At 72.2% G+C, this 335-nt stretch carries 1 protein-coding gene; it reads right to left on the bottom strand.

Annotated elements, in window-relative coordinates; all coding sequences use genetic code 11:
- Positions 1 to 335, bottom strand: a 335-nt coding sequence (locus tag UUA_RS15105; RefSeq protein WP_008438393.1) for a class I SAM-dependent methyltransferase, incomplete at both ends; no start/stop codon positions are given.

Raw genomic sequence — 335 nt, 5'->3', positions numbered from 1 at the left:
CCGGGGCGCAGCAGGCGCGCGCATTCGGCCGCCACGCTGCCGAGTTCCGACACGCAGTTCAGCGGGCCGAAGTTCGAATAGATGCCGTCGAACGCGTCGTCGAGCCGTTCCAGCTGCTGGATGCCGAGATGGATGGCGCACACCTGCGACGACAGGCTCGCCGCCCCCGCGCGTGCGCGGGTGCGCTCGACCATCCGCGGCGACCAGTCGCTGGCGACGACCTGGTGGCCGCGACGCGCGAACTCGACAGCGTCGATGCCGGTGCCGCAGCCGAGGTCGAGCAGGCGCGCGGGGGCCGGGAACTCGGCTTGCATGGTGTCCCACATGGCCAGGCG

This window comes from Rhodanobacter thiooxydans LCS2 (assembly GCF_000264375.1).
Taxonomy (GTDB): domain Bacteria; phylum Pseudomonadota; class Gammaproteobacteria; order Xanthomonadales; family Rhodanobacteraceae; genus Rhodanobacter; species Rhodanobacter thiooxydans.
This window is presented reverse-complemented; position numbering and strand designations above follow the sequence as displayed.